Raw genomic sequence first — 22,743 nt, 5'->3', positions numbered from 1 at the left:
CCGACTGGCCGGAGGCCTCGTCAGGCACCGCCGGCCGCAGCCGGCAACGCGGCAGGAGTGCCGCAGAGCCTCACGGCCGGTCCGATGCTCCCGGTTGGCCGTTGGCTGCATGGTATTGCCCCGCTGCAACCGGTCGATTGTCCAGCGGGAGAACAATATCGGCTTCAATGCAAGCTCGGTGCGCGCAGCAATAACGCGAACGGCAGGCCCGCCTCCACGGCGGCGGGCTCTGCTTTTCCTTTTAGTGGGCTGTCGAGCTGCCCGAACCACCCACGGTGCCACCGATTCCACCGGTCGAGGTATTGCCGGAACCTATGGTGGAGCCGGCGGCCGAGCCGCCGATGCCGGCGTTGAAGCCGCCGGAGCCGCCCACCGTGCCGGTGCCGCCGACGCCGCCCGTCGCACCAAACGAGGTACCAGTGTTGGGGATGATTGTGCCTGTGGCACCACCAATCGAGCCGCTGGTGCCGGCGTTCAAGCCGCCGGCGCCGCCACCCACGGAGCCGGTACCGACGACGCCACCGGTCGCACCGAACGAGGTGCCGGTGGTTGTATCCATGGCACCGCCAATCGAGCCGCTGGTGCCGGCGTTCAAACCACCGCCGCCTACTGTGCCGACGCCGCCGATGCTGCCCGTCTCACCGAACGGGGTGCCGGTGGTCGTGCCCATGGCATCGCCAATCGAGCCGCTGGTGCCGGCGTTCAAACCACCGCCGCCTACTGTGCCGACGCCAACGATGCTGCCCGTCGCACCGAATGGGGTGCCGGTGGTCGTGCCCATGGCACCGCCAATCGAGCCGCTGGTGCCGGCGTTCAAACCGCTGGCGCCGCCCACCGTGTCGGTGACGCCGATGCCGCCGGTCGCACCGAACGAGATGCCTGTCCCGGTAGTCGTGCCCGCGACGCCGCCGATCGAGCCAGTAGTGCCGGCGTTGAAGCCGCCGGTGCCGCCCACGCCGACGCCGCCGATGCTGCTGCCAAAGCCAGTGCCGAGACCGGTTGAGCCACCCATCGAGGAGCCCGTGCCGGTGCCCGCGCCGCCCGGGTTACCCGCCGCGACGCCAGTGTTGCCAATACCAAAGCCGATGTCGAGACCAGCGGCATTCGCCGGCACGGCGAGAATGGCGATGCCGCCGATCAATGTGCCGGCGATTTTTTCTACGATACCATTCATGGCATTCTCCTTCGTTGCCACTTTTTTCGCACTGCATCGCCGGACTGCCGGGTCCGTGCGCATGCCTGTGCGAGAGGGAATGAAGGGAATACGAACGGGCTCGGTCAGGGTTCCATTTTTTCAAGGAAAAATTCGCTGATTCCGCGTCTTCCTTGATGGTCGAGTTTGATCGACAATCGGCTCGCGGAAAAGCCTGGACCATGCAGCGCTCAGGCGTAGGCGCGACCTTCCTCGGAGCGCTGGAACAGTGCCAGGTCGAGCGACACCGAAGGCCGGCCGAGCACCGTGAGCACCATATGCGCCTGGCCGCGATGGTGGGTCTGGTGGTTGAAGAAATGGCCGAGCGCCGGCGAAAGGCGCTGCGAGACGGTGCGCATGTCGACGGTCATGTAGGAGAAACGGCCGGCGAGCGCCTTGTCGCCCATCCCGCCCACCCAGTCGACGATCCTCCTGTCCTCGGCCTCGCGCGCCAGCCTCAGGGCCGGCAAGGCGTGGTAGAGCATGGCGGCGGTGTTCGAAGGCGCGTCGCCCTCGCCGGTGAAGCGCTTCATCCATACGCGGTCGACGGCGAGCAGATGGTTGAGCGTGCCGAGCATCGAGCCGAAGACGGCGCCGACGTCGCGACCGAGCTCGTCTTCGGCAAGATCGGCGGCGGCATCATAGAGACGGCCATTGGCCCATTGATTGTAGGCCGCAAACATCATGAAATGCTGCTTCATTCTTCCCACCCGGCTTGACCCGAATCCGGGCCCTTCGTAACCCGCAGCAACGGACCCGCCAATGACCATTCTGCTCTATGACCTCGTCGGCCATGACGTCGCCCGCCCGTTCAGCCCGCATTGCTGGAAGACCAAGATGGCACTGGCGCATAAGGGACTTGCCGCCACCAACGTGCCGACGCGCTTCCTGGAGGTGCCGAAAGTCGAAGCCGGCGTGTCGAGGACGGTGCCGGTGATCCGCGACGGCGAGCGGGTTGTCGCCGATTCCTTCGCCATCGCGCTCTATCTCGACGAAGCCTATCCGGAACGGCCGACGCTTTTTTCCGGCGAAGGCGGCAAGGCGATGGCACGCTTCATCGAGCGCTGGTCGCAGCTCACCATACACCCCTACATCGCGACGGTGGCGCTGACCGATCTGCATGCGATGCAGGACGAACCGAACGCTGCCTATTTCCGCGAGAATCGCGAGCAGCGCTATGGCAAGCGCCTGGAAGACGTCGTGGCCAACCGCGATGCCGGGCTCCCGGCCTTCCGCGCCGCGCTGGAGCCGCTGCGCTCGACCCTCGCCTATCAGCCTTTCATCGGCGGCGAGGCGCCGCTGTTTGCCGATTACATCGTGTTCGGGGCGCTGCAATGGGGCCGCATCGCCTCGCCTTTCCGGTTGCTCGACGACGGCGACAGCATCGCCCGCTGGTTCGAGCGCTGTCTCGACCTGCATGGCGGGATCGGCCGGCAGGTCGCGGCGGCGTGAAGACCGCGAGTGTTGGGGGCTGGCAGGTTGCGCTATGAGATGCGGGCCGAGATTTGGGTCTACCCCGGCAAGGGCGGCTGGCATTTCGTGACACTACCGGTGGAGTTCGCGGCACGGATCAAGGCGGCGATGACGGGGCTGGCGCGCCCTTGGGGCTCGCTCGGCATCACGGCGGCGATCGGCAAGACCAGGTGGCAAACATCGCTCTTTCCCGACAAGGCGTCCGGCAGCCTTCTGTTGCCGGTCAAGGCCTCGGTGCGCCAGCGCGAAGGTCTCAAGGCAGGGGATTCGCCGAAGCTGACCATTGAGGTCGAGCTTTAGATCAGAGCCGACTGAAGCCGACCGGTCAAAATCCCTGTGCAGTGCCATTCGCGTCTATTTTGACGCGTCCTTGTCGCGCGCGTCCCCGTTCGGCGCATTGCCGTCGGCCAGCCTCACGCAGATCGGATCGCCCTGTTCCATGCGCACGCACTGCCATTCCGGGCCGAAGCCGAAATTCTGCTCTGCGCGCTGCGGGAAGAACAGCAGGGCGAAGACAGCCAAGGCAAGAACCACGGCCACTAAGACAATGCCCGCCATGTCGCCGCGACTGAGATAGGGCCAGTTCATCGCCTCGGCTCCAAGCTGCGTCCAGCGCGTTCGCAGCCGTCCAATTATCCCGCAAAGCGCTCGCCTTGACCAGAAGCCGCCTCCCCTTGGCAAGCCGCCGGGCGGCTTGTATAGAGCCCGCCACTCCAATTTCCATTCCCACAACAAGGACGACCCTATGGCGATCGAACGCACCTTCTCCATGATCAAGCCGGACGCGACCAGGCGCAACCTGACGGGCGCCATCACCAAAATGCTGGAAGACGCCGGCCTGCGCGTCATCGCATCGCGCCGCGTGTGGATGAGCCGCCGCGAGGCGGAAGGGTTCTACGCCGTCCACAAGGATCGCCCGTTCTTCGGCGAGCTGGTGGAATTCATGTCGTCGGCGCCGACCATCGTGCAGGTGCTGGAGGGCGAGAACGCCATCGCCAAGAACCGCGAAGTGATGGGCGCCACCAATCCGGCGAACGCCGCCGAGGGCACCATCCGCAAGGTCCATGCACTGTCGATCGGCGAGAATTCGGTGCATGGCTCGGACGCGCCCGAAACCGCCGCGCAGGAGATCAAGTACTGGTTTTCGGACACTGAGATCGTCGGCTGAGGCGCAAGCTCGAGTTTCACGGAACGGCCCGCTCCAGCGGGCCGTTTTTGTTTGAAACGGGTGGTCACATTCGCCGCCTGCCCTAGGTTCAGCGAAATTGGCAAAGTAGCGCTGGGCGTCGGCGGCTGTGAGCCGCGCTTCCGCCGAACCGAGGGAGGAGGCATGATCAAGCCTCATGTTTCTGAAAGTGGCCTTGCCTATCCGGACGACCTCGCCCTGTTGAAGCGTATCTATGACGAGGTCTGCGAGGAGCGCGGCATCGTCTTAGGCAGTCCCGAGGCGTCGGACCTGGCGATAGAGGCGATGAGACTGTTTTCCGCCGGTGTCTTCGATGAAGTGGCCATCGGCCGCCGTCTCCGAGGCGGTGACGTGGAGACCGGGGAGTTCAGTCCCCGTCGCCGTAGCGGATGACTTCCACCTTCTCCCGGGTGATCAGGCAGCTCTTCGTCCTGGTCAATGCCTTGATCTCAGGGATCAGCGCATCGATCTTCTCCGGCGCGTCGACGATCTCGACGACAATGGGCAGATCCTGCGACAGGCGCAGGATCTTGGCGGTGTGGAGCACGCTGGAGCGGCCGAAGCCGAGCGGGCCCCTCAGCACCGTGGCGCCGGCCATGCCGGTCTCGCGCGCCTTGATGACGATTGCTTCATGCAGCGGCTTGCCGTCGGCCGCCCTGTCGTCCTCGCCGAAGAAGATCCTGAGCAGCGCGCATTGCGCGGGAAGTTCCATGTTCTCTTCTCCCTGTTCACCTGTGTGGCCCATCACCTATTGGCCGACTGCCTGTCGACCGGCAGGCGATTGAGCCTGGACGCCATGAGATAGCCCAACCACGCGGCGGCGAGCGACAGGCCGACCACACTGATGAGATAGGTCGCGGCCAGCGGCAAGTCGCCCTCGAACAGCAGAGTGAAGGTGTCGAGGCTCATCGCTGAAAAGGTGGTGAGGCCGCCGCAGAAGCCCGCCATGACGAAATTGCGACTGGCGGGACCGACCATCATGCGGCCGTCCGGCCCGGTCAGCGTGGCGAAGACCATGATGACCCAGGAGCCGACGACATTGACGAAAGCGGTCGACCACAGCGCATTCAGGCCGAGCAGCGAGACGATGACATAGCCCGACAGGAAGCGAGCCAGCGAACCGGTCGCCGCCCCGCAGCCGACCGCCAGATAAAGCCGCATTGCCATCTGTCTGTCCACCATCGCTCAGCCCGCAGCCCCGATGGATGAACCAAACACCCACACCACCGCCCAGAAGCCAAGGGCGACGAACAGCACGCACAGAGCCGACGACGCGACGACATTGAAGGCGGCCAGCCGCCCCTCGCCTTCGAGCGCCAGGCTGAGCGTCTGCAGGCAGAAGGACGACACCGTGGTGTAGCCGCCGAACAGGCCGACGACGATCAGGTCGCGCACGAGATCGCTGGCGAAGACGCCGCCGACCGAGCGTGCCGCGCCGGCGAAGGCGCCGATGGCCAGGGCGCCGGAAACATTGACCAACAACGTGCCCCAGGGAAAGGTCTCGCCGATGGAACGGCCGACCACGCCGGAGAGGAAAAAGCGGGAAATGCCGCCGAAGAAACCGCCGATCAGGACCAGGGCGCAAGCCGCAAGGGTCATCGCTTCAATGCCTTTCCAAACGCGATCCCAAACCGGAATCACCTCACAAGAACAGGCACGAAGCGGAGCGGAAAAACAAATCCTGCCGCGCGAGAGCACGCCTGGCAGGAGTCATCAGCCCATAAGGGCGGTTTCAGGGGAACCCCATCCCCATTTTCGAGGGAAGCTAGGCGGTTGCAACAGCGTGGTCAATTGCGGCGTGCTTAAATGATGGACAGAGCCGTTGAGACGGTCAGGCCAGCCGGAGCATGATGCCGAAAAGCGGAGCGGTTTTCGGACGACATCATGCTCCTGTTGTTTTCGACGCAATTCCGGACGGAAAACCGCGCCCCGTTTTTCCCGGAATTGCGCATAAAACCCGCCGGCCCCCGGCGGGCGGACGTCATTTGGCCTGACGGTCTTTCACATTCGCATGGGCGTTCGCTGCCTCGGTATCGGTAGACGGCGTCTTCGTCTCCTCACCGGTGAACGGACTGCCCTGTCCAGGCGCAAGGTCGCCGCTGTGGCCGGCCTTGTTGGTCTGGAACGGCTGGCTGTCAGGGCTGAGGCCATGCTGCTCGGCATTGAACAGATGGTCGTCCGCCCGGGCAACGCCGGCAAAGGCAATCAGCGATGCACTCGCGGCTGCGAGGATGAGCGTGCGCTTTTTCATGTCTGGTCTCCTTTGAGTGGCCAGATCGAGCCCGCGCATTCGGTCTGGCGGCTTAAGTGAAGGGACATTGTCCCTTTGCCTGCCCGCCATCTGCATAGGTGAACGCCCGGCGTTGCCGGTTTATTCCGGAGAAAACGGTGTCCAGGCACAAAAGTTGCGCGGTCGGGCTCGGCGCGCGACGTCAACGCGCCATTTTCAGCAGAACCGTCTGAGGCTTGCCCGTCAGCGGATCGACCTGATGACTTGTAGCGGTAACGAACATCAGCCGTTCGCCAACGGTAATACGCGCCTGCAGCGCATAGGTCCGGCCGTTCTGGATCGCCTTGCGATCGAAACCGATGTCGAACCTGATCGGCACTTGGCCGGTGGGCGCTATCCTGCGCCTGGCGACCACGGTTGCCGGCGCGTCGGCCAGCGAAACATCGGCGAGCTCGACCACGAGCACGGCGTCGGGCGGCAGCGCGATGCGCTCGCGGTAGGTCACCTCGCCCGCGATCGTCATTTCGCCGGCGTTGGTCGCTTCCGGCACGGCGAGCGCGCCGACGACCAATGGCATCAGCCCGAAAATGAAGAATTCCGCGATGCGGTCCAGCATGAGATTGCTCCCGCCAAGCAAATCAAACCACCCGGCAGGCTTGGGAAGGATTGCGGTCGTTCGATGGCCGAACGGGAGTTTTTTCTGATGCATGTCGTTGCCCCAGAACCGCTGCACAGTTCTGGGCGACATGCATTATTCGCCCTGCTTCTTCCAGCGCTCCGCAGCTTGATCGTCGGCTTCCTTGGCCTCGACCCAACCGCCCTCGGAGCCGTCGGCGCGGTGTTCCTTCTTCCAGAAGGGCGCACGCGACTTCAGGTAGTCCATCAGGAAATTCGCCGCCTCGAAGGCCGCCTGCCGGTGCGGTGAGGCCGCGACCACCAGCACGATATTCTCGCCCGGCGCTATCTTGCCGTGGCGGTGGATGACGGTGAGCCCCTGCACCGGCCAGCGCCCGGCGGCCTCGGCGGCGATGCGTCCGATCTCGGCCTCCGCCATGCCGGGATAGTGCTCGAGCTCGAGCGCCGAGAGCGCGCCCTGCTCGTCACGGCAAAGGCCGGAAAAAGTAACCACGGCGCCGATATCGGTCCGGCCTTTGGTCAGGCCGGCGATCTCGGCGGCGACGTCGAAGTCCTCGCGCTGGATGCGGATGGCGGGCACGACCGCGCCGGCCATGTCAGCCCCCGGTCATTGGCGGAAACAGGGCGATCTCGCGCGCGCCTTCGATCTTCTCGCGATGGCCGACATGCTCCTGGTTGATGGCGACGCGGATGACGTCAGGGTATTGCAGCGCGTTCTCATACTCCTCGCCGCGCGACTTCAGCCAGCGCAGCAGATCGGCGACCGTCTCGATGCCGGCAGGCAAGTCGACGTCCTCTTCCGGCTTGCCGATCCGCTCGCGCACCCAGGCGAAATAGATGAGTTTCGTCGACATCCGCGCTTCCTACTCGTCCATGATGTGCTTGAGGCCGGCGCGGAAATAGTCGTAGCCGGTGTAGAGCGTGACAAGTGCCGCGACCCACAGCAGCACGAGGCCGATCTGCGTGGTCAGCGGAAAGATCTTGTCGCCGGCCGGGCCGACCAGCAGGAAGGCGATGGCGACCATCTGTATGGTGGTCTTCCATTTGGCGAGCTGGGTCACCGGCACTGACACTTTCAAGGCGGCCAGATATTCGCGCAGCCCCGAAACAAGGATCTCGCGGCACAGGATGATGATTGCCGCCCACAGCGACCAGCCGGCGATGCCGCCATGGCGGTCGGTGTCGGCGGCAAGCAGGAGCAGGCAGGTTGCGACCAGCAATTTGTCGGCGATCGGGTCGAGCATCTTGCCGATGTTAGAGGTCTGCTGCCAGGCGCGCGCGAAATAGCCGTCAAAGTAATCGGTGATCGAGGCAAGCAGGAAAATGACCAGCGCCGACCAGCGGGCGAAGTCGGACGACTTCAGGTGGCCTTCAAGAAAAAAGCACAGCACGACCAGCGGCACCGCGATGATGCGGGCATAGGTAAGGATGTTCGGCAGGTTGAACGCGCGCTGTGCCATGTCGTCTCGGGAAATCTCCACCGCCAGACGTACTCAAATCAGAAGCCAATGTAGGGGGTCAACAGCCGAGATTCGATTGACCAGGGAAAAATGGCGTGAAGGTCGGCGTGAAGCACCTCTCTCTGGTCTGGGCATTCCACGTCAGAGGCAGAGATTGGCAACTTCGATGTATACTCTTCTTGCAACGTTGGGATTGGCGAAGCCTAAGCAACTTCGTCATCCACGGGCGGAGCGGGAGCGAAGCGGACGCGCAGACCCGAGGATCCAATCCGTGACCTCGCGCGAGGACTGCAACGGAGCAGAACGGAGGTTTTCTGAACCGCTGCAGCGCCTGGAGGTAACGGAATGGATTCCAGGGTCTGCGCCGCGTCGCTGCGCTCCTTGCTCCGCCCTGGAATGACGACGTGGTGGGCGTTTGAGCTAATCGCCAAGGTGCAACATCCCTCACCACGCCGACGCCTTGGTCAACCTTCCGTGCTCGCGACCAGCCCTCAGCTCTCGTGGAAGTGATTGTAGACCAGCTTCGCCACGTGCTCCGAAATGCCGTCGACCTTGACAAGGTCCTCGACGGCGGCGCGGCTGACCGCTTTGGCGGTGCCGAAGGCGTGGAGCAGCGCGCGCTTGCGGCCGGGACCGATGCCGGCGATCTCGTCGAGCGGGCTTTTGACCATCTCCTTCTTGCGGCGGGCGCGGTGGGAGCCGATGGCGAAACGGTGCACCTCGTCGCGCAGGCGTTGGACGAAATAGAGCACCGGATCGCGCACCGGCAGCATGAAAGAGTCCCTGCCCTTGACGAAGAAGCGCTCGCGGCCGGCGTCGCGGTCCGGGCCCTTGGCGATACCGATGGCCACCACCCTGTCCTCGACGCCGAGATCGGCAAGAATCTGGCGCACGGCCGTCATCTGGCCCTGGCCGCCGTCGATCAGGATGACATCCGGCCAGGCCGGGAAGCCGCCATTGCCGGCGACCAGATCCTCCTCGCCGGCTTCGTCCTCGACGGCCGAGCCGGGCTGGACGTCCCCATGCTCCTTGAGCAGCCGCGAAAAGCGCCGCTGCATCACTTCGCGCATCATGCCGAAATCGTCGCCCGGCGTGATCTCGGTGGAGCGGATGTTGAATTTCCGGTACTGGTTCTTCACGAAACCTTCCGGTCCGGCGACGACCATGGCGCCGACCGCGTTGGTACCCATAATGTGCGAGTTGTCGTAGACCTCGATGCGCACCGGCGGCTTTGCCAGGCCGAAGGTCTCGGCGAAGCCGGCGAGCAGCCGCGCCTGCGTCGAGGTCTCGGCCAACCTGCGGCCAAGCGCCTCGCGCGCGTTCTGCAGCGCGTGGTCTGTCAGTTCCTTCTTCTCGCCGCGCTGCGGCACAGAGATGGATATCTTGCGGCCGGCATGTGTGGAGAGCGCCTCGGCGAGCAGTTCCTGTTCCTGCGCGGCCTGGGAAAGCAGCAGCGTGCGCGCCGGCAGCTTGTCGTCATAGAATTGCGCCAGGAACGAGCCCAGCACCTCCGCCGGCTCCAGCGCCGGATCGGCCTTGGGGAAATAGGCGCGGTTGCCCCAGTTCTGACCGGTGCGGAAGAAGAATACCTGGATACAGGTCTGGCCGCCCTCCTGGTGGATGGCGAAGACGTCGGCCTCCTCGACCGTCTGCGGGTTGATGCCCTGATGTGCCTGGACATGCGAGAGCGCCGCAAGACGGTCGCGGTAGATGGCGGCGCGCTCGAAATCGAGCTCTTCGGAGGCCTGCTGCATGGCGGCCGAGATTTCGGTCTTCACCTTCTGGCTGCGGCCGGAGAGGAAGTCCTTGGCCTCGGCGACCAGCTCGGCATAGCCCTGATGCGAGATCTCGCCGGTGCAAGGCCCGGCGCAGCGCTTGATCTGATAGAGCAGGCACGGCCTTGTGCGGTTCTCGTAGAAAGAGTTGGTGCAGCTTCGAAGCAGGAAGGCGCGCTGCAGCGAATTGATGGTGCGCCCGACGGCGCCGGCGGAAGCGAAGGGGCCGAAATAGTCGCCTTTTCGCGAGCGCGCGCCGCGATGCTTGTAGATGCCGGGCGAGACATGGTCGCCGGTGAGCAGGATATAGGGGAAGGACTTGTCGTCCCGCATCAGCACGTTGAAACGGGGCCGCAGCCGCTTGATGAGGTTGGCCTCGAGCAGCAGCGCCTCGATCTCGGTGCGGGTGACGACGAATTCCATCGTCGCCGTCTCGCGCACCATGCGGCCGATGCGGGCGGTGTGGAAGCGCCCCTGCGCGTAATTGGTGACGCGCTTCTTCAGGCTGCGCGCCTTGCCGACATAGAGAACGTCGCCGGCGGCGTTCATCATGCGATAGACGCCGGGCTGGTTGGGCAACCGCTTGACCAGGGTCTGGATCACCTCGGCGCCGACCATCCCGTCTGCGTCGCCGGCATGCGGCGTCCAGTCGATGGCCGTGAAAGCGACCTCGGGGCCGGACGGCAAAGGCTCGGCCTCGACGATCTCCTCCGCCGCCTCGTCCTCGACGTCCATCTCGGGGTCGATATCGGGCGGCAGATCGTCGGCGGCGCCGTTTCGTTTGTCTCTTTGGGCTACGGGACTCATTCCACCATGCCTGTCACATCGGGCGTCTGCCACGCAAGATGCTGGCCGCCATCGAGCGCGATCATCTGGCCGGTCACCGAGCGCGCTTGCCACAGATAACGGATCGTAGCGCCGAATTCGGGCAATTGCGGGCCGCGCTTCAGGATCAGGCCCTCGATCTGGCTCTCGAAATCATCGTCATCCTGGCGCTTGTTCTTCAGTGTCGGGCCGGGGCCTATGGCGTTGACGCGGATGCGCGGTCCGAGCGCCTGTGCAAGCATTTGCGTTTGCGTCCACAGAGCCGATTTCGACAGCGCATAGGAGAAATAGCGCGGCGTCGGCCGCCAGACGCGCTGGTCGATGATGTTGACGATCAGCCCCTCCCCCTCTTGCGGCAGCGCGCGAGCAAGGTTCTGCGCCAAAAGCGCCGGCGCCTTCACGTGGATGGCGAAGTGGCGGTCCCAGGCCTGCCAGTCGAAATCCTCGACGCGATCGTCGACGAACAAGGAAGCGTTGTTGACCAGCAGCGTGACGGGTCCGAGCGCCGCCTGCGCGCGACCGACAAGATCACCCACGGCATCCATGTCGGTGAGATCGGCGGCGACAGCGGCGGCGCGGCCGCCCCCGGCCACGATCTTCTTTGCCAGCGCCTCGGCCTCGTTGCCGGAGCGATTGGCGTGGATGGCGACGGCGAAGCCATTGGCGGCCAGATCCTCGACGATCGCCTTGCCGATCCGCCTTGCTCCACCCGTCACCAGCGCGACGGTCGTGGCTTGTCTCATGGTGTCAATCCTCAATCGACTTCACGATTCCGGGAAGCCGGCACAATGTGACGGGCCAAGCGTTAAATGCCATTTCCACCTGAGGCAGGAATGTGGCGAAGCGGCCCGGACGCGCCTCCGCCCCATCGGATTCGGGGCGCCGTTCACGGCAATATATGTCGCCGGACCCCTTGAACCAAGCGGTGTGCAGCGCAACATGATTAGCCTGCTGACATTCGCTGTTGCGAAGATGCAACGTCAACTTTCGGCCTTATTCGCGCCGGGGAATGACCCAAGTTCAGGTTCGCTTCAGCCGCATTTCAGCACGACATTCGGAACCGTTGAGCGCCAAGCCCGTTTATCCCCCCGGACGGGCCGGGGCGTTTCATGAACAAAAAAGCCTAAGTGTCTTGTGGCTTAAGGAGAGTATAACAATGAAGACCAATCTCAAATTCGCGCCGCTTGCCGCTGCGCTCGGGCTGTTCGCCTTTGCTGGCACCGCCTTTGCGGCCGACGTCGTTTCCGAAGAGCCGCCGGCTCCCGCCCCGGTTGCCGAGCTTCCGGTCGCTTCCTGGGCTGGCCCCTATGCCGGTATCAGCCTCGGCTACGGCTTCAGCGGCCATGCCGATGCTCGTGACGCCGGCGTCAATGTGAAGACCAAGGGCTTCATCGGCGGCGTGTTCGGCGGCTACAACTGGCAGCAGGATAACTTCGTCTACGGCGCTGAAGCCGATCTCGGCTACAACGGCGTCAAGGGCGACAGCGCTGGCATCAACGCCAAGGGCGGCCTCGAAGGCTCGCTGCGCGCTCGCCTCGGCTATGCCGTGACCCCGGAAATCCTGCTTTATGGCACCGGCGGTCTCGCCGCCAAGAACCAGAAGATCACGGATAGCGTCACCGCCACTGACGAGAGCAAGGCAATGCTCGGCTGGACGGCCGGTGTCGGCACCGACATCAAGATCACGGACAACGTGTTCGGCCGCGTCGAGTACCGCTACACCGACTACGGCGACAAGGACTTCGGCGCCCTCGGCAACGTCAAGTCGAAGGACAACCGCGTCACCTTCGGCGTCGGTATGAAGTTCTAAGTCGTAGAAGCCACGACACGAAAAAGCCGGGCCTTGAGCCCGGCTTTTTTTGTGTTTGTAATCCTGTCCTTCTGCCCTTGCCGGTTTCGAGAACCTTGTACGAGCAGGCAACAAACTGCACGCGAGCCGTATCGCCCTGACTTCAGGGAGTCGGCGTCGACGGCGCCTGCTGGAAATCCTCATGGACTGGAATCGACTGCAGCCGGTCGAGCCATTTTGCTCTTGAGCGCATCATGACTTGCGCATCCGCACGGTACTCGCCCAGGTCGTCCAGCGTGGCGGCGTGGACATGGATCTCGGCAGGCCATTGGTCGGAGCGGAAGTAGAGCCTCGCGCCGCAGGACGGGCAGAAACCGCGAAAAGTATTCGGGCTGCTTTCATAGTGCCTGATGTCGCCGCTCCAGCTCAGCTTGTCCGGCTTCATTCCCAGAAAGACCGTGAAGGGGGCGGATGTCGCCCGCTGACAGTCGGTACAGTGACAGACCAGGTTGCGCGTGATCTCGCCTGAATAGGTCCAGGCCACAGCACCGCACATGCAATGCCCATTGAGTGCCATTGCTTCCTCCCCTGGCCGTTCGTTCCTCGAGGCCAGCTCAACAACGCTGACACATCGCAGTCCGCAAGGCCGATGCGACGAGCGGCTTACGCGCGTTTCTTTGCGACCTTGGCGGGTTTGACCTTCGGCGGCAAAGTTTCGACGAATGCCAGCGCAAGGCCGAGCCAGCCACGGAGATCCGCCTCCGTGGCTGTGCCTTCCGGCGCGACATGGACATAACCTTCCATCGAGCGCCCGCCCATTTCCATCGGGCTTGCATGGGGCCGTGCGACTGCGGCCGCATGCGCGGCCTTGCCGACACGCACCAGCAAACCGCGCTTCGACGTGCCGATCAGCATGTTGCCGTCGATCATGAAGCAGGTGCCGCCGAACATTTTCTGCTCGGTGAAGGCGCGCCGGCCGAGCGCCGCACGCAGACGCTCGACCATGGGGTCGGGCGCGAGGCTGGTTGAGGGCTTTGCCATGTCACCACTCCGACTTGGGCGGTGTCAGGCAAGCATGGAAGAGAATGGGATTCAAGGTGGGCGCGAGGCCGAAACTGCCAATCTCCCCCCTCGTGGGGGAGATGGCCGGCAGGCCAGAGGGGGGCGCGAAGGAACGCCAACTTTCGAGGCGGCCCCGTTATCTTTGTTGGCGGCACATGATCGGCAATACTGAGATCCCGGCAGGACAGCGCCCCCCTCTGCCCTGCCGGGCATCTCCCCCACAAGGGGGAGATCAGCTGTATCTACCCCGGCACGCTGCCCTTCAGCTCCGGAAACTTCTCATCAAACCTCGCGGCCCAGCGCACGAGCCGGCTGCGGCCCTTCTCCCATTGGCCGGGAAAGCGCAGCGCCAGATAGCCGAGGCAGGCGCGCAGCGCCATATGGCCGGCGGTGATCTTCTTCGGCAGCTTCGGCGGGTTGGCGTTGATGAGGTCGAGCGCGGCGGTGATCTTCGCCCACTGGCGATCGAGCCAGGGCTGGTGGACCATCGCTTCCGGACGCGTGCGCCGTTCATAGACCATCGACAGCGCGCAGTCGCAGATGCCGTCGGCCAGCGCCTCGAGAACTTCCGCTTCGAGCCGCTTGTCGGGATTGCGGGGGAACAGCGCATTCTTCGACAGCCGGTTGAGATGCTGGGTGATGGCGCGGCTGTCATGGATCGACCGGCCGTCCTCCAGCACCAGCACCGGGATCTTGCCGAGCGGATTGGCCGAGATCAGCTCGGCCGGCTTGTCCTCCGTCTTGACCGGCACGAGATCGATGGCGATGCCGGCATGGACGGCCGCCATGCGGACCTTCGAACTATAAGGAGACGTGGGCGCGTAAAGCAGCTTCGGCATGATCGGTTTTCCAGTTTGTCTGCGGCACTGTCGACCGAACGGGTCTCCAGGGCAACGGCCCAGCAAGGCCGATCCAGCTTGGCCAATGCATTTTTGACGCCCGGGCGCGGCAACAAAAAAAAGCTCCCGGAAGTTTTGCCTGGCAGCAAAATTTCCGAGAGCTTTAGGAGGAGCGTGCGCTCCGGCTCCGTTCGCCGTGACACCGAATTGGCGAGAGGGGTGCCTGAGTGGCACCCGCCCTCACCTGTTGCGGTTCGCGAGCGAAGCTACGCGATTACTTTTTGGCGGCCGGCTTCTTGGCCGGAGCTGCCTTCTTCACGGCTGCCGGTGCCTTGGCGGCGGCGGCCTTCATCGGAGCCTTGGCGGCGGGCTTGGCTGCGGCCTTCGCTGCCGGCTTCTTGGCGGCGGGCTTGGCCGCCGGCTTTGCCGCTGCCTTGACGGCGGGCTTGGCCGCAGCCTTCGCTGCCGGCTTCTTGGCGGCGGGCTTAGCCGCAGCCTTCGCTGCCGGCTTCGCTGCTGCCTTGGCCGGGGCCTTGGCGGCTGCCTTCGGTGCGGCTGCCTTCTTCACTGCTGCAGGTTTCGCGGCAGCCTTAGCTGCCGGCTTCTTTGCCGGCGCTTTCGCCGCCGGCGCCTTGGTTGTCGTCTTTGCCATGCGATGCCCCTTGCGTTTTGCCAATGGTCGTGAGTGACCCGGCGTGTCTATGCATATCTGACTCGCGACTGTCTAGCCAGCGAAGCAACACAATGATTTTCAGTTATTGAATTTTGGTTACACGAAACGCTTTAAGATGCATCTCATGGAAAAATTGTGAGCGAATCTATCACTTTCGAAGTGACGGCCTGGCGCACAGATTTTCGCGCGGCTTCTATCGCCCGATCCTCCATCGACCAGGGGCATAACCTTGCATCACAATGTGAGCAGAGTGCTCATAATAGACAAGAGGCCGTCGAACGTCGACTTCATCTTGTCCAGCAGAAACATCTACAGACGAACCGGCCAGATGCGACGACCAAAGCTTGAGCGCTTTAAAGTGAGCTTAAAGCTCATATTCACGCGCCGCATTCAAACGCCCGCCGGGCGGCATCCGCGCCGCAGGCGGCGCGCCGGCTCGGCCTGGTGCAGATGCACGGCGTAGGTGTCCCAGGGCGGCGAGAGCGCGATGGCGGCCAGCATGCGGCCGATTTCGCCGCGATGGTAGCTGCCGTGCAATACGATATGGATCAGCATCTCCTGCCTCGTCATGCAGCCCCTGTCGCCGTCAGTGAAGGTGAAAGCGACAGGATCGGCAAGCCTTTGCTCCGAAACGGCTTCGAGATAGTCGAGATACCAGCCGTCGATCTCGGCCAAGGCGGCGCGCAATGCGCGCGGCTCGGGCGTGTCCGGCGTATTGTCGCTCGCATAGCCATGGGCGACGCCCTTCAGATGCGCGGCAAAAATCCGCGCCACGACATGGATATGGTTCATCAGGCGGATCGCGGCGTGGCGTTCCCCGGCGTCGCCAGACGGATCCATCCCGGCAAGCTTCTCCACCAGCTCGTCGTTCGCCCGGGCCTGGTAGGCGAGCATGCCCTTCAGCAAGGTCTTGGCACTCATCTTTGCCGCCCCATTTGCGTTGGTGAATTGAATGTGAGTATCCTGTCTATATTCTCGGGAGACGGGCCAGCATGTCTACTCGCGTTGCAAAGCCGGCCGCACGCATGCGCAAGCAGCCGCGCCAGGCGCGTTCGATCGCCACCGTCGAGGCGATCATCGAAGCCGGTGCTCACGTTTTGAGCGAGCTCGGCTGGGCAGGCTTTTCCACCAACAAGGTGGCAGAGGCCGCGGGCGTCAGCATCGGCTCGCTCTATCAATATTTCCCCGACAAGCTCGCCCTGGTCGAAGCGATCCGGCGCCGCCACTTCGATCATGTGCTGTCGGTGATTCGCGAAGCGGCGGCCGACGAGAAGCCGCTCAGGCAATTCGCGCGCGAGCTGGTGCGCGGCATGATCGGCGCGCACTCGATCCATCCGACGCTGCACCAGGTGCTGCTGGACGAGGCGCCCGGCGACCGCGGCTCGCGCGCCGCGCATGCCTCGTTCCAGGCGCGTTATCTCGAACATTATTCGGCTGCCGTCGCGCAGTATCGCAAGCGCCGCAAGGATACCGAGACGATGGCGCGCGTGCTCTCATCGGCTGTCGAAGGCGTGATCCACAACGCGGCACGGCGCAACATGCTCGATGCGCCGGAGCTGCAGAAGCAGCTCGTCGAGCTGATCCAGGTTTACATATCGGGCGGCAGGGCCGCGTGAGATTGTCGGCTTGGCGTCGGTTCAGCGGGCAGCGACGATGGCGACGCCAGCACCGACCATCACGCCACCTGCCGCACGGTTCACCCGGCGCACGACCTTCGGCGTGCGCAGCAGCTTTCGGGTGCGGCCTGCGAGGACGACATGGCCGCCGATTACGACAGTCTCGACAGCCAGGATCACCAGCATCAGCGCGCCGAGACGCTCGGCGTCCAGCGATGCGCCGACGACGTTCGGCAGCAGCGCCAGATAGAACAAAGGCATCTTCGGATTGCCGAGATTGAGCGCGACGCCGGTGGCGAAAGTCGCAAGCAGCCCGCGCCGCCCGGATACGGGCAGCAGGTCCGGCACGATGGGCGCTGCTGTCCATAGCCTGACGCCCATCCAGATCAGATAAGCCGCGCCGCCATAGCGAAGCACGGCCATGACGACCGCCATCTTGGCGGCTACGACCGACAGACCGAAGGCGGCGAGGACCAGGAAGATGAGGATACCGGCCACCGTTCCGGCGCCATAGGCGATGCCCGATGCGGCGCCGCCGGAGATTGTGCGGGCGACGATGGTCATGTTGTCGGGGCCTGGGCTGGCTGCGAACACGAAGAAGGCCGCCGCAAATGCAAGGAGGGTAGCAGTATCCATGAAGGTCCCCGAGGAAGTCGTTGCTCTCGGGAGTTCAGATTAACTGATTTGCCTTCCGGCGAAAGCCGGAAGGCACAACATTCGCGGCGAGACCTATTCAGCGCGCAAAAGGATGCGGTCCCTCTGACCGCAGGCGCGCGGCGGAAGCGACAAACCTAGCGCAGCACGCGGCAGCGACCGTTATACACCAGCCAGCGATCGAAGCCGGAGACGCAGAATTCGACATTGTCGCCGATCGAGGCAAAGCCCTGGCCTTCCTCGATCAGGTAGAAGATCGAACGGTCGCGGCCGTCCGTCAGGTTGACGGTGGCGCGGCAATAGTGGCGGCCGATCGGCCATTCATCGCTCGCCGGCTCATAACGATGCTGGCGGATGTTGCGGAAATCAGTGATCGCGACGTCCGGCAGATGCGGCACGTGATGCACCTGATAAGAGAAGCGGTCGGTGATCTTGTTCAGCACCCAGGCCTCGCCGCACACGCTGCCGTCATCCTCGGTGTAGATGGACAGGTCGGCGGCATGCGCTGCCTGGCTGAAGCCAAGCGGAGCGGCAAAGGGAGTGGACAGGGCAACCAGCGCGGCAAGGGCGGAATGGGCGAAGCGAGTCATGACAGCCTCTCAAGGTCGGTTCCGCGCACTGTGCGGGAGCACTTGGCGGCGGTCAAGCGGTTGCGAAAACAATGGTTTCCGTAAAACTTCATTCCAGACTTCACCGGCTAATTGGGTTGCATGGGATTTCAGGTCAGCCGGCCTGACCTGAAACCTCATCCAAACTAAAGCCCTCCGGTAAGCAGCAGCCCGCCGATGACGGCGATGTTGATCAGGAACGCGTTGCGCAGAACCTGCCTCTCCGGCTCCTCCACAGCCCAGAAGCGCAGCAGCATGACGTTCGTCGTCAGCGTGAAGACGACCAGCGCGCCGGCGGCGAAGGGCCGGGCCATGTCAATGGCAAGCAGGGAACCCGCAATGATCTCGACCGCCGAACCGGCGGCCAGCATCAAGGCCGGGGCCGGAAATTTCTGGGCGGCCAGATGGTCGCGCATCGCTCCGAATTTCAGGAAATGCTCGACGCCGGCAAAGACGAACACGCCGCCGATGAGGAGAGCGCCAAGCGCTTGAATGGATTGAACGGGCATGGCGGCCTCCTCTCTCGACGACGCGCTTCGCTTTGCTCAATCCAGCGGAATGAAGGCCGGGTTGTAGACGACCTCCCACAGATGATCGTCGGGATCCTGGAAATAGCCGGCATAGCCGCCCCAGAAAGTTTTTTGCGCCGGCTTGACCACGCGTGCGCCGGCCTTGACGGCCTCGGCCATCACGGCATCGACCTCGGCCTCGCTGCCGACATTGTGGCCGATGGTGAGCTCGGTCGGACTGCGGCCGCTCTGCGGCACCGTCGCGTCATGGGCGATGCTGGACCGTTCGAAGATGGCGAACTTCAAGCCGCCGGCGAGTTCGAAGAAGGCGACGGCGCCATGCTCGAATTCCCGGCCGATGATGCCTTCCGTCGGCAGCCCAAGGCCGTCGCGATAGAATTTGAGCGACGCTTCCAGATCGTCGACGCCGAGCGTTAATACGGTGATGCGAGCTTTCATTTCTCTCACTCCTTTCTATATCCGTGACCACAGCCGCAAACGGATGCGGTCTGATGCGAGCGCGTGAAGCGCGGTGAAGTTGCGTCCGTTTTGCCATGGATGACGTGGCCGGCCTTGAATATTTCGGCCAAAATGACCGTCGCACCGATCCGGCAACCTTGCTGGAGCAGATCGGAGAGAGAATGGAACCGGTCCTGGCGCAGACCACCGGCTTCTTTCACGAGCGGCCCGTCGCTGGTGGCCTTGCCGCTGCCTTCTGCGCGGTCTGGGTCCACCGCATGGATGACCGCGCCGTTCCGCCCATCGTCATCACGCCGGACGCGACGATCGACCTGCAATGGATCGACGGCCGCTTCCGCGTGGCCGGCCCCGACAAGGAGCCGCAGATCGAGACGCCGCCGGCCGGCGCGGTGATCGTCGGCTTCCGTTTCCGGCCTGGCGCGGCCGCCGGTTGGCTGGGCGTGCCGGTCAGCGAAATCATCGGCGGGCGGCTGAGTCTTCAGGAAGTATGGGGTACGCGTGCCCGCGAACTGTCGGATCGCATCAAGGCTGCGAGCGATCTGCCGGCCATGCTGCGGCAGTTGGAAGAGACGGTCGGCATGCGCACCGAAGGCCGCGATGCGCTCGACCCGCAGATGGGCCGGGCCTTCGACGTCATTCACAAAGGTTTGCCGCCGGAAACGCCGCTGGTTCCCTTCCTGCAGCGCCAGCTGCATATGAGCGAACGGACGCTGCGACGCCGCTTCGAGGACGCCTTCGGTTATGGCCCCAAGACGCTCGACCGCATCCTGCGCTTCCATCGGTACCGGCGCTTGCAACGACAGCAAGGCGACGCCTCGACCGCGCTGCTCGCCATCGAGGCCGGCTACGCCGACCAGGCGCATCTGATCCGCGAAAGCCGGCGGCTGACCGGCGTGACGCCTACGGCGCTGGCTTAGTCTAGGCGATGCGGTCGCCTTACTCGCCCGCCAGCCACTCGAGCGACCAGCGCGACGGTTGCCGGAGGGCGAGCGCTTTGTGCAGGGCCGGCAACAGGACCTTCAATTCGCTCTCCAGCGTATAGGGCGGATTGACCACCACCAGCCCGCTGCCGTCGAGGCTGGGCTCGTTCGAGGCGGGCCGGATCTCGAAGGCGATGTCGAGCAGCTTCGGAATGCCGGTCTCCGTCAACGCCGTGCGGAAAGCGGTGACCGCCTTGCGGTCCTTGATCGGGTACCAGAGCGCGTAGATGCCGCCCGGCCAGCGCCGATGCGCCTTCTGCAGGCCTTCGACGAGCCTGGAGAACTCGCCCTCCTCCTCGAAGGGCGGATCGATGAGGACGAGGCCGCGCTTTTCCTTCGGCGGCAGTTGCGCGCCGAGCGCCAGCCAGCCGTCGAGCTCGATGACCCTTGTCTGGAAATCGCCGGCGAAGACCGATTTCAGCCGCGCGGCATCCTCGGGATGCAGCTCGATCGCCGTCAGCCGGTCCTGGTTGCGCAGGAGATGGCGCACGATCAGCGGCGAGCCGGGATAATACTCGAGGCCGCCGTCGGGATTTCGCGCGCGTACCGCTTCCAGATAGGGCTGAAGCAGCGCCGCCGCTTGCGGCTCGAGCGCGGATTCTACCAGCCGGCCGATGCCGGTCTGCCATTCGCCGGTCTTGCCGGCCTCGACCGAGGCAAGATTGTAGCGGCCGATGCCGGCATGGGTGTCGATGACGCGAAAAGCCTTGTCCTTCTGCTTGAGATATTCGACGAGGCGCGCGAGCACGACATGCTTCACGACATCGGCGAAATTGCCGGCGTGGTAGGCGTGGCGATAGTTCATGCGCGCTTATCTCCAGAGAGCATGATGCCGAGCGAGAACCGCTTCACACCTTTCGGCATCATGCTCGTGGCGAACCGTTGCGGCCCCAGCGCGGCGGTGGCGGCTGCGAATTGGGATTTTGCGGGCCACCGCCGCGGCGCCCGAAGACCAGCGAAACCGCCAGTCCGGCAAGGCCGACGCCCATCAGCGTATAGCCGGCCGGCCGCGCGCGTTCGTCGATCGAGCCGGTGTCCGCGCGCAGGATGAGATCGACCGCGCGCATGGCGATGCCGTCGGCATCGCCGGGTCCGACGGTGAAGAGGTAAGGACCGGGCGCGACCTTATCGATGACGCCGGCCTCGTCGCGAAAGATCTTGTCGGGCAGTTGCGGGCTGGCCTGGCGCGGATTGTCCGTGTGGTTGAAGGAGAGCGCCGAGGCCAGCACCGTGCGGCCGCCATGCGCTGCGGTCAGCGTCAGCACCGTGCGCTGCTGACCCGCGACGCGCTCGGCCCGCGCGGTCAGATCGACCAGCACCCTTACCGGAGCGTCGCCTGCGGCAAGTTGCACGGTGGCGGGCCGGAAGCGGCCGCCCTCATAGACGCGATACGTGCCGATGGGGTGGCCGGAAAAATTGCTCATCGCCCAGGGATAGAAGATGCCGATGGCGGCACCGGCGATGAGGAGAAGGACACACAGGAAGCGCATTCAGAGCCTTGGTTTCTGAGCGAGATCGCTGCTATTTTTTGGCGGGTTCGTTTCGCGCAGCTTCGCGGACCCGCTCCATCTCGTCCAGAAACATTTCCAGACCAAGCTCGAAAGTCTTGTCGAAGCCGGCGGCGCCGAAATAGGCGCCGGCCTTCACGACGCTCGGATAGTTGCGCGCCAGCTCCTCGTCGCTGACGGTGGTGACCGCCGAAGGCCCCTTGGCATAGCCGGCCGTCTCGTCGAGGATCGCGCCCATCAGATAGTAGCCGGCGGCGCGGAACAGGCGGGCGCTGAGCTCGGGTCCGAAGCCGCCATCCTCGAACAGGCCGATGATGGCGTTAAGCTTGGCGAGGCAGGGCGGCGAGTTCATGCGGTAGACGACGATGAACGGCGCAAAGGCCGGGTGCTCGGTAGCGACGCGCCGGAATTCCTGCATGCCGATGCGGGCCCGCTCGCGCCAGGGCAGGCTGTCGTCGGGGATCACAAGCCCGCTCATCTGGCGATCAACCAGCGCTTCGTAGAGATGCGCCTGCGAGGGGAAGTGGTGATAGATGCTCATCGCTTCGCAGCCGAGCCTGGCGGCGAGCTTGCGCATCGAAAAGCCGGAAAGCCCTTCCCGCTCGATCACCTCGAAGGCGGCGTCCTCGATCATGTCGCGGGAGAGTTTTCCGCGGGGTCGCTTTTTTCTGCTCGGTGCATCCATGGCGCTTGACAACTTACACTGTAAGGTTCATCCTCCACACACCTTACATCGTAAGGCTAACAAAAACCAGAGGAGAATATCATGTCAGTCATTCGCATCATCTCAACCGCGCATTCCTGCCTTCGCTTCGCCTCGTTGATCGCCGCGGCGGGCGTGTCTGCCGCATTGCTCGCCTCCGCGCCGGCCCGCGCCGATGACTATGACGCGGCGCTGAAGGACATCCAGTCGACTATGGGCGGTGTGCCGAGCTTCATCAAACAATTCCCCAAGGCCGGTCTGCCCGGCGCCTGGGCCGAGGTCAAGGCCATCGAGCTCAGCGACAAGACGGCGCTGACGCCGAAGGAGAAGTCGCTGATCTCGCTGGCGGTCGCGGCGCAGATCCCGTGCAGCTACTGCATCTGGTCGGACACCCAGAACGCCAAGCACGCCGGCGCCACCGACGAGGAGATCCAGGAGGCCGTCACCATGGCGGCGCTGACACGCCATTGGAGCACCATCTTCAATGGCATGCAGGTCGATTTCGATCAGTTCAAGAAAGAGATGGGCGGAGAGTAAGGCTTAAT

General features: G+C 64.1%; 33 protein-coding genes and 1 riboswitch. Of the genes, 8 read left to right on the top strand and 25 right to left on the bottom strand.

What is annotated here, in order from left to right:
- Positions 1-241: 241 nt before the first annotated feature.
- Positions 242-1,174, bottom strand: coding sequence for a hypothetical protein (locus LB535_RS18165; RefSeq protein WP_224544184.1), 933 nt, complete (start codon positions 1,172-1,174; stop codon positions 242-244).
- Positions 1,175-1,383: 209 nt separating this feature from the next.
- Entirely contained in the window at positions 1,384-1,893 is a 510-nt protein-coding gene (locus LB535_RS18160) for a DinB family protein (protein ID WP_095767058.1), read from the bottom strand.
- Between the two features lie 61 nt (positions 1,894-1,954).
- Between LB535_RS18160 and LB535_RS18155 the strand changes: the two genes are divergently transcribed.
- Entirely contained in the window at positions 1,955-2,644 is a 690-nt protein-coding gene (locus tag LB535_RS18155) for a glutathione S-transferase family protein (protein WP_224633173.1), read from the top strand.
- 39 nt (positions 2,645-2,683) lie between these two features.
- Complete coding sequence (locus LB535_RS18150; RefSeq protein WP_224633172.1) at positions 2,684-2,965, top strand: DUF1905 domain-containing protein; 282 nt, start codon at positions 2,684-2,686, stop codon at positions 2,963-2,965.
- A gap of 54 nt (positions 2,966-3,019) precedes the next feature.
- On the opposite strand, the gene LB535_RS18145 is transcribed toward LB535_RS18150, so the two are convergent.
- Positions 3,020-3,253: a hypothetical protein gene (locus LB535_RS18145; RefSeq protein WP_224524927.1), complete on the bottom strand. Its 234-nt coding sequence runs from the start codon at positions 3,251-3,253 to the stop codon at positions 3,020-3,022.
- 157 nt (positions 3,254-3,410) lie between these two features.
- Here LB535_RS18145 and ndk point away from each other — a divergent pair, with 157 nt between their 5' ends.
- Both ndk and LB535_RS18135 read left to right on the top strand, forming a co-directional pair.
- Positions 3,411-3,833 carry a nucleoside-diphosphate kinase gene (gene ndk, locus LB535_RS18140; RefSeq protein WP_027165590.1) on the top strand — a complete coding sequence of 141 codons (423 nt, stop codon included), beginning with the start codon at positions 3,411-3,413 and terminating at the stop codon, positions 3,831-3,833.
- Between the two features lie 162 nt (positions 3,834-3,995).
- On the top strand, positions 3,996-4,244 hold the full coding sequence (locus LB535_RS18135) for a hypothetical protein (protein WP_224633171.1): 249 nt from the start codon (positions 3,996-3,998) through the stop codon (positions 4,242-4,244).
- On the opposite strand, the gene LB535_RS18130 is transcribed toward LB535_RS18135, so the two are convergent.
- The 10 genes from LB535_RS18130 to LB535_RS18085 all read right to left on the bottom strand — a co-directional run bounded on the left by LB535_RS18130 (position 4,219) and on the right by LB535_RS18085 (position 11,520).
- Entirely contained in the window at positions 4,219-4,563 is a 345-nt protein-coding gene (locus tag LB535_RS18130) for a DUF190 domain-containing protein (RefSeq protein ID WP_140700021.1), read from the bottom strand. The genes LB535_RS18135 and LB535_RS18130 overlap by 26 nt on opposite strands.
- 32 nt (positions 4,564-4,595) lie before the next feature.
- The gene (gene crcB / locus LB535_RS18125) at positions 4,596-5,018 is read right to left on the bottom strand and encodes a fluoride efflux transporter CrcB (RefSeq protein ID WP_411969584.1); all 423 of its coding nucleotides are present in this window, start codon (positions 5,016-5,018) and stop codon (positions 4,596-4,598) included.
- 18 nt (positions 5,019-5,036) lie between these two features.
- Positions 5,037-5,450 (bottom strand): fluoride efflux transporter CrcB, encoded by a 414-nt coding sequence (gene crcB / locus LB535_RS18120; RefSeq protein WP_095767051.1) that lies wholly within the window; start codon positions 5,448-5,450, stop codon positions 5,037-5,039.
- Between the two features lie 98 nt (positions 5,451-5,548).
- Positions 5,549-5,611: riboswitch (Fluoride riboswitch) on the bottom strand.
- 221 nt (positions 5,612-5,832) lie between these two features.
- Positions 5,833-6,102: a hypothetical protein gene (locus LB535_RS18115; protein WP_224633169.1), complete on the bottom strand. Its 270-nt coding sequence runs from the start codon at positions 6,100-6,102 to the stop codon at positions 5,833-5,835.
- A 181-nt stretch (positions 6,103-6,283) separates the two neighbouring features.
- Positions 6,284-6,697 (bottom strand): YbaY family lipoprotein, encoded by a 414-nt coding sequence (locus LB535_RS18110; RefSeq protein WP_224633168.1) that lies wholly within the window; start codon positions 6,695-6,697, stop codon positions 6,284-6,286.
- A 135-nt stretch (positions 6,698-6,832) separates the two neighbouring features.
- On the bottom strand, positions 6,833-7,312 hold the full coding sequence (locus tag LB535_RS18105; RefSeq protein WP_224633167.1) for a molybdenum cofactor biosynthesis protein MoaE: 480 nt from the start codon (positions 7,310-7,312) through the stop codon (positions 6,833-6,835).
- Between the two features lies 1 nt (position 7,313).
- Entirely contained in the window at positions 7,314-7,571 is a 258-nt protein-coding gene (moaD, locus tag LB535_RS18100; protein ID WP_095767047.1) for a molybdopterin converting factor subunit 1, read from the bottom strand.
- A gap of 9 nt (positions 7,572-7,580) precedes the next feature.
- On the bottom strand, positions 7,581-8,177 hold the full coding sequence (gene pgsA, locus LB535_RS18095; RefSeq protein WP_095767046.1) for a CDP-diacylglycerol--glycerol-3-phosphate 3-phosphatidyltransferase: 597 nt from the start codon (positions 8,175-8,177) through the stop codon (positions 7,581-7,583).
- A gap of 491 nt (positions 8,178-8,668) precedes the next feature.
- Positions 8,669-10,759, bottom strand: a complete 2,091-nt coding sequence (gene uvrC, locus LB535_RS18090) for an excinuclease ABC subunit UvrC (RefSeq protein WP_224633166.1) — start codon at positions 10,757-10,759, stop codon at positions 8,669-8,671.
- Positions 10,756-11,520, bottom strand: coding sequence for an SDR family oxidoreductase (locus LB535_RS18085; protein WP_224633165.1), 765 nt, complete (start codon positions 11,518-11,520; stop codon positions 10,756-10,758). The genes uvrC and LB535_RS18085 overlap by 4 nt, the downstream gene beginning before the upstream one ends.
- A 413-nt stretch (positions 11,521-11,933) precedes the next feature.
- On the opposite strand from LB535_RS18085, the gene LB535_RS18080 reads away from it, so the two are divergent.
- Positions 11,934-12,587 (top strand): outer membrane protein, encoded by a 654-nt coding sequence (locus tag LB535_RS18080; protein WP_095767043.1) that lies wholly within the window; start codon positions 11,934-11,936, stop codon positions 12,585-12,587.
- A gap of 142 nt (positions 12,588-12,729) precedes the next feature.
- Here the strand turns inward: LB535_RS18080 and LB535_RS18075 are convergent, their stop codons facing one another.
- The 5 genes from LB535_RS18075 to LB535_RS18055 all read right to left on the bottom strand — a co-directional run bounded on the left by LB535_RS18075 (position 12,730) and on the right by LB535_RS18055 (position 16,061).
- A complete protein-coding gene (locus LB535_RS18075; protein WP_224633164.1) occupies positions 12,730-13,143 on the bottom strand; it encodes a GFA family protein in 414 nt (137 codons plus the stop codon).
- An 86-nt stretch (positions 13,144-13,229) separates the two neighbouring features.
- A complete protein-coding gene (locus LB535_RS18070) occupies positions 13,230-13,607 on the bottom strand; it encodes a TfoX/Sxy family protein (RefSeq protein ID WP_224633163.1) in 378 nt (125 codons plus the stop codon).
- 263 nt (positions 13,608-13,870) lie between these two features.
- Positions 13,871-14,467, bottom strand: a complete 597-nt coding sequence (locus tag LB535_RS18065) for a glutathione S-transferase (protein ID WP_224633162.1) — start codon at positions 14,465-14,467, stop codon at positions 13,871-13,873.
- Positions 14,468-14,741: 274 nt separating this feature from the next.
- Complete coding sequence (locus tag LB535_RS18060; RefSeq protein WP_181174787.1) at positions 14,742-15,119, bottom strand: hypothetical protein; 378 nt, start codon at positions 15,117-15,119, stop codon at positions 14,742-14,744.
- A 411-nt stretch (positions 15,120-15,530) separates the two neighbouring features.
- The gene (locus LB535_RS18055) at positions 15,531-16,061 is read right to left on the bottom strand and encodes a DinB family protein (RefSeq protein ID WP_224633161.1); all 531 of its coding nucleotides are present in this window, start codon (positions 16,059-16,061) and stop codon (positions 15,531-15,533) included.
- A 71-nt stretch (positions 16,062-16,132) separates the two neighbouring features.
- Here LB535_RS18055 and LB535_RS18050 point away from each other — a divergent pair, with 71 nt between their 5' ends.
- Positions 16,133-16,756: a TetR/AcrR family transcriptional regulator gene (locus LB535_RS18050; protein WP_318012309.1), complete on the top strand. Its 624-nt coding sequence runs from the start codon at positions 16,133-16,135 to the stop codon at positions 16,754-16,756.
- Positions 16,757-16,777: 21 nt separating this feature from the next.
- Here the strand turns inward: LB535_RS18050 and LB535_RS18045 are convergent, their stop codons facing one another.
- The 4 genes from LB535_RS18045 to LB535_RS18030 form a co-directional block, all read right to left on the bottom strand.
- Complete coding sequence (locus tag LB535_RS18045; protein ID WP_224544048.1) at positions 16,778-17,392, bottom strand: LysE family translocator; 615 nt, start codon at positions 17,390-17,392, stop codon at positions 16,778-16,780.
- Between the two features lie 155 nt (positions 17,393-17,547).
- Positions 17,548-18,000, bottom strand: coding sequence for a hypothetical protein (locus LB535_RS18040; RefSeq protein WP_224544049.1), 453 nt, complete (start codon positions 17,998-18,000; stop codon positions 17,548-17,550).
- 164 nt (positions 18,001-18,164) lie between these two features.
- A complete protein-coding gene (locus LB535_RS18035) occupies positions 18,165-18,527 on the bottom strand; it encodes a DoxX family protein (RefSeq protein ID WP_224633160.1) in 363 nt (120 codons plus the stop codon).
- Between the two features lie 36 nt (positions 18,528-18,563).
- Positions 18,564-18,986 carry a VOC family protein gene (locus tag LB535_RS18030; protein WP_095767036.1) on the bottom strand — a complete coding sequence of 141 codons (423 nt, stop codon included), beginning with the start codon at positions 18,984-18,986 and terminating at the stop codon, positions 18,564-18,566.
- Between the two features lie 182 nt (positions 18,987-19,168).
- Here LB535_RS18030 and LB535_RS18025 point away from each other — a divergent pair, with 182 nt between their 5' ends.
- Complete coding sequence (locus LB535_RS18025; protein WP_224633159.1) at positions 19,169-19,924, top strand: helix-turn-helix domain-containing protein; 756 nt, start codon at positions 19,169-19,171, stop codon at positions 19,922-19,924.
- 19 nt (positions 19,925-19,943) lie between these two features.
- On the opposite strand, the gene LB535_RS18020 is transcribed toward LB535_RS18025, so the two are convergent.
- From LB535_RS18020 to LB535_RS18010, 3 genes are read right to left on the bottom strand one after another with little or no spacing between them, the layout of a single operon-like run.
- Positions 19,944-20,792 (bottom strand): 23S rRNA (adenine(2030)-N(6))-methyltransferase RlmJ, encoded by an 849-nt coding sequence (locus tag LB535_RS18020; protein WP_224633158.1) that lies wholly within the window; start codon positions 20,790-20,792, stop codon positions 19,944-19,946.
- Between the two features lie 58 nt (positions 20,793-20,850).
- Complete coding sequence (locus LB535_RS18015; RefSeq protein ID WP_224633157.1) at positions 20,851-21,477, bottom strand: hypothetical protein; 627 nt, start codon at positions 21,475-21,477, stop codon at positions 20,851-20,853.
- Between the two features lie 31 nt (positions 21,478-21,508).
- Entirely contained in the window at positions 21,509-22,129 is a 621-nt protein-coding gene (locus LB535_RS18010; protein ID WP_224633156.1) for a TetR/AcrR family transcriptional regulator, read from the bottom strand.
- Positions 22,130-22,261: 132 nt separating this feature from the next.
- On the opposite strand from LB535_RS18010, the gene LB535_RS18005 reads away from it, so the two are divergent.
- The gene (locus tag LB535_RS18005; RefSeq protein ID WP_224524957.1) at positions 22,262-22,735 is read left to right on the top strand and encodes a carboxymuconolactone decarboxylase family protein; all 474 of its coding nucleotides are present in this window, start codon (positions 22,262-22,264) and stop codon (positions 22,733-22,735) included.
- The last annotated feature ends 8 nt before the right edge of the window (positions 22,736-22,743 follow it).

This window comes from Mesorhizobium sp. CA10 (assembly GCF_020165285.1).
Lineage (GTDB): Bacteria > Pseudomonadota > Alphaproteobacteria > Rhizobiales > Rhizobiaceae > Mesorhizobium.
Note: the sequence above shows the minus strand (reverse complement) of the source record. Positions and strands in the feature narration are given on the sequence as shown.

Excerpts from the sequence above, each read along its gene's own strand:
- LB535_RS18055 (WP_224633161.1), bottom strand. The coding sequence starts at position 16,061 with ATGAGTGCCAAGACCTTGCTGAAGGGCATGCTCGCCTACCAGGCCCGG.
- LB535_RS18165 (WP_224544184.1), bottom strand. The coding sequence starts at position 1,174 with ATGAATGGTATCGTAGAAAAAATCGCCGGCACATTGATCGGCGGCATC.
- LB535_RS18015 (WP_224633157.1), bottom strand. The coding sequence starts at position 21,477 with ATGCGCTTCCTGTGTGTCCTTCTCCTCATCGCCGGTGCCGCCATCGGC.
- LB535_RS18030 (WP_095767036.1), bottom strand. The coding sequence starts at position 18,986 with ATGAAAGCTCGCATCACCGTATTAACGCTCGGCGTCGACGATCTGGAA.
- LB535_RS18135 (WP_224633171.1), top strand. The coding sequence starts at position 3,996 with ATGATCAAGCCTCATGTTTCTGAAAGTGGCCTTGCCTATCCGGACGAC.
- LB535_RS18040 (WP_224544049.1), bottom strand. The coding sequence starts at position 18,000 with ATGACTCGCTTCGCCCATTCCGCCCTTGCCGCGCTGGTTGCCCTGTCC.
- LB535_RS18065 (WP_224633162.1), bottom strand. The coding sequence starts at position 14,467 with ATGCCGAAGCTGCTTTACGCGCCCACGTCTCCTTATAGTTCGAAGGTC.
- LB535_RS18145 (WP_224524927.1), bottom strand. The coding sequence starts at position 3,253 with ATGAACTGGCCCTATCTCAGTCGCGGCGACATGGCGGGCATTGTCTTA.
- LB535_RS18110 (WP_224633168.1), bottom strand. The coding sequence starts at position 6,697 with ATGCTGGACCGCATCGCGGAATTCTTCATTTTCGGGCTGATGCCATTG.
- LB535_RS18160 (WP_095767058.1), bottom strand. The coding sequence starts at position 1,893 with ATGAAGCAGCATTTCATGATGTTTGCGGCCTACAATCAATGGGCCAAT.
- LB535_RS18155 (WP_224633173.1), top strand. The coding sequence starts at position 1,955 with ATGACCATTCTGCTCTATGACCTCGTCGGCCATGACGTCGCCCGCCCG.
- LB535_RS18045 (WP_224544048.1), bottom strand. The coding sequence starts at position 17,392 with ATGGATACTGCTACCCTCCTTGCATTTGCGGCGGCCTTCTTCGTGTTC.
- moaD (WP_095767047.1), bottom strand. The coding sequence starts at position 7,571 with ATGTCGACGAAACTCATCTATTTCGCCTGGGTGCGCGAGCGGATCGGC.
- LB535_RS18005 (WP_224524957.1), top strand. The coding sequence starts at position 22,262 with ATGTCAGTCATTCGCATCATCTCAACCGCGCATTCCTGCCTTCGCTTC.
- LB535_RS18130 (WP_140700021.1), bottom strand. The coding sequence starts at position 4,563 with ATGGAACTTCCCGCGCAATGCGCGCTGCTCAGGATCTTCTTCGGCGAG.
- LB535_RS18075 (WP_224633164.1), bottom strand. The coding sequence starts at position 13,143 with ATGGCACTCAATGGGCATTGCATGTGCGGTGCTGTGGCCTGGACCTAT.
- LB535_RS18050 (WP_318012309.1), top strand. The coding sequence starts at position 16,133 with ATGTCTACTCGCGTTGCAAAGCCGGCCGCACGCATGCGCAAGCAGCCG.
- LB535_RS18080 (WP_095767043.1), top strand. The coding sequence starts at position 11,934 with ATGAAGACCAATCTCAAATTCGCGCCGCTTGCCGCTGCGCTCGGGCTG.
- LB535_RS18115 (WP_224633169.1), bottom strand. The coding sequence starts at position 6,102 with ATGAAAAAGCGCACGCTCATCCTCGCAGCCGCGAGTGCATCGCTGATT.
- LB535_RS18085 (WP_224633165.1), bottom strand. The coding sequence starts at position 11,520 with ATGAGACAAGCCACGACCGTCGCGCTGGTGACGGGTGGAGCAAGGCGG.
- LB535_RS18035 (WP_224633160.1), bottom strand. The coding sequence starts at position 18,527 with ATGCCCGTTCAATCCATTCAAGCGCTTGGCGCTCTCCTCATCGGCGGC.
- crcB (WP_095767051.1), bottom strand. The coding sequence starts at position 5,450 with ATGACCCTTGCGGCTTGCGCCCTGGTCCTGATCGGCGGTTTCTTCGGC.
- uvrC (WP_224633166.1), bottom strand. The coding sequence starts at position 10,759 with ATGAGTCCCGTAGCCCAAAGAGACAAACGAAACGGCGCCGCCGACGAT.
- ndk (WP_027165590.1), top strand. The coding sequence starts at position 3,411 with ATGGCGATCGAACGCACCTTCTCCATGATCAAGCCGGACGCGACCAGG.
- pgsA (WP_095767046.1), bottom strand. The coding sequence starts at position 8,177 with ATGGCACAGCGCGCGTTCAACCTGCCGAACATCCTTACCTATGCCCGC.
- LB535_RS18070 (WP_224633163.1), bottom strand. The coding sequence starts at position 13,607 with ATGGCAAAGCCCTCAACCAGCCTCGCGCCCGACCCCATGGTCGAGCGT.
- LB535_RS18020 (WP_224633158.1), bottom strand. The coding sequence starts at position 20,792 with ATGAACTATCGCCACGCCTACCACGCCGGCAATTTCGCCGATGTCGTG.
- LB535_RS18010 (WP_224633156.1), bottom strand. The coding sequence starts at position 22,129 with ATGATCGAGGACGCCGCCTTCGAGGTGATCGAGCGGGAAGGGCTTTCC.
- LB535_RS18025 (WP_224633159.1), top strand. The coding sequence starts at position 19,169 with ATGGAACCGGTCCTGGCGCAGACCACCGGCTTCTTTCACGAGCGGCCC.
- crcB (WP_411969584.1), bottom strand. The coding sequence starts at position 5,018 with ATGGCAATGCGGCTTTATCTGGCGGTCGGCTGCGGGGCGGCGACCGGT.
- LB535_RS18060 (WP_181174787.1), bottom strand. The coding sequence starts at position 15,119 with ATGGCAAAGACGACAACCAAGGCGCCGGCGGCGAAAGCGCCGGCAAAG.
- LB535_RS18150 (WP_224633172.1), top strand. The coding sequence starts at position 2,684 with ATGCGGGCCGAGATTTGGGTCTACCCCGGCAAGGGCGGCTGGCATTTC.
- LB535_RS18105 (WP_224633167.1), bottom strand. The coding sequence starts at position 7,312 with ATGGCCGGCGCGGTCGTGCCCGCCATCCGCATCCAGCGCGAGGACTTC.